Source organism: Bradyrhizobium sp. CCBAU 11386, from assembly GCF_028128955.1.
GTDB lineage: Bacteria > Pseudomonadota > Alphaproteobacteria > Rhizobiales > Xanthobacteraceae > Bradyrhizobium.
In genome coordinates, this window is record NZ_LBKA01000101.1 from 1 (window position 1) to 1,350 (window position 1,350).

At 59.8% G+C, this 1,350-nt stretch carries 1 protein-coding gene and 2 pseudogenes; all 3 read right to left on the minus strand.

From position 1 onward, the window contains the following. Nucleotides 1–426: 426 nt before the first annotated feature. Nucleotides 427–660 (minus strand): annotated as a pseudogene (locus XI09_RS08615) (TlpA family protein disulfide reductase); the annotation flags it as partial. Continuing rightward, nucleotides 651–895: pseudogene (locus XI09_RS08620) on the minus strand (transposase); the annotation flags it as partial. The pseudogenes XI09_RS08615 and XI09_RS08620, both read right to left, overlap by 10 nt. Before the next feature lie 191 nt (nucleotides 896–1,086). Continuing rightward, nucleotides 1,087–1,350: transposase domain-containing protein (locus XI09_RS08625; protein ID WP_271566461.1), on the minus strand; the 264-nt coding region annotated here is incomplete at its 5' end.

Consider the following 1,350-nt stretch of genomic DNA (forward strand, 5'->3'; position numbering starts at 1 on the left):
ATGTGGTTCGCTACACCTTCATCGCAATGGACTTCCACCATCTATTCCTTGCCGGTCTCCCGGCGCACCCAAAGTAGTGCTAGCTAGTCATCTGGAACGCAAGTTCGTCACATTATTGATAGCTCGAATCTCTACAGAGAAGAGTGCTCCTGGCGAATGCAGGAGCGAGGCCGTGAAGGATCGGATGTGAGGCGCGACGCAATTGCGACCTTGCCCGCCTGGTCGATCAAGCCATGGTTACCGAGCCGTTCTCGTCGCGCAAGCCGCCGTACTTGGCGGTAAGGCTGCGGGTAGGGACGGCTCGGCCGCCGTTGGCCCGATAAAACCTGTTGAGCACAAACGTGGCGCGGACGGACCAGTGGCGGATCCAAACCGGGATCACGATGCGTGGTATCAGCTCTTGCGCGCCGTTTCGCCCCTTGTGCGCTTGTCTCGGGCGATCCGCTCTGTCTCGGCGGCTTTAGCTTCATCGCTGGTGCGCCAGCTGCCGGTCAGAACTTTGGGTAGAACGTCATCGAGTTGCATCGTCAAACCGACAAAGGCGATGCGGCCGTCACGGTCGACGACGAACGGGGTGGGACTCCCGACACAACGGCTGGGATGTAACCAAAGCTTTTCCATTTCGCGTGTGAAGTCGACCCCGATCCGGCGATCTGATTGATCCATGACGCGGAAGTCGGCGTGAAGTGGACATTAGTGCGGCCGGCGAGCGAGCCACGCTTTGATCTTGGGTGTCTTGTGGGTGGCTAGTTGTCCATGACGATATGGACAGCGAGCCCCTCAGGGATTTGAGCGTCGATCTCTTTGAGTAACTTCAAGAACTCGACCGCCCGATGGCGCTTGTAGCATTTGCCAATGACAAAGCGGAAGCGACATCGAGCGCGGCAAACAGCGCGGGCAAGTTCATCTGAACACCTGGATCGGGTGCCGAACGAGCATCATGGTCACAAGTGGTATCATCACATCTCCAAGCAGCCAATGCCGCTTGAACGGTTTTATGAAGAAACGAGTAGGCATACGATGAAGACCGCCCGATTGACGCGTGCGCGCGGGCCCGGCGAGCTCTATGATGGCGTTGCGTGAAGGTCAGGCGGCCTGCTGACCGGCGGGCTTGCCGGCTTGGCCCAGGAGCTTGCATTCCCAGGGCAGCAGTTCGTGCAGACGCGATGTGGGAAGATCGGCGATACGGGCGAGGACGTCGGCGAGCCAGGCCTTGGGATCGACCTCGTTGAGGCGACAGGTCGTGATCATCGTCAGCATGATGGCGGCACGGTCGGCACCACGCTGGCTGCCGGCGAAGGTCCAGTTCCGCCGTCCCAAGGCGATGCCTCTCAATGCGCGCTCGGCACA